Source organism: Oleiphilus sp. HI0043, assembly GCF_001634935.1.
Genome location: NZ_LWEY01000279.1, coordinates 1 through 608, shown reverse-complemented (window position 1 = coordinate 608; position 608 = coordinate 1). Strand labels below are relative to the sequence as shown.

The window sequence follows — 608 nt, the reverse complement described above, 5'->3', positions numbered from 1 at the left end:
TATTGAAATCGATGATTACTCCAAGGTTGCCGTGTATGTGGCGCACTTGAAGTCTAAAAGGTCGAAGTTTGATCGTCACTTTTATGTGGATACAGCCGACAATGAACAAGTTCGTAATTTCCTTTACGACGACCTGCATGGTCGGTGGGCTTCAAGTATGCAGAGAGGAACTGAAGCAGCTCTTCTCTACAATGACTTTTGGAAATCTAGTGCGAAGGAAGATATGCCAACCATTATGCTTGGTGATCTAAATGATACGATCGACTCAACGCCTTTGCAGTTGCTGGTGGCTGGCGGGCATATTGATAGAATTGGATCGAAATATGTTTCATCCCTTTCTGCTGCGGAGAGGCTGAATGTTGAAAAACATACACTTTACGATGCCTTTGAAATTAGTGATAAAACTATCGAAACTCGTCGTAGCCCTACACACTATTTTGCAAATAAGGGCAGTGTTTTAGATTATGTGCTGTTATCAAAGGAATTTGATGCTAACAATCCACGCAGTATTGCGGAAGTCGTTAGTTATGACGTGCACGATGATCATCTGCAAAACCCTAACTATGAGGTAGACGCTGAAGCATCAGACCATGCCCCCGTGTCAGTCA

1 protein-coding gene is annotated in these 608 nt (G+C 43.1%); it reads left to right on the top strand.

Annotated elements, in window-relative coordinates; genetic code table 11:
• Positions 1-608 (top strand): endonuclease/exonuclease/phosphatase family protein (locus tag A3729_RS32195; RefSeq protein WP_197475546.1); only part of this gene is annotated, 608 nt, incomplete at both ends.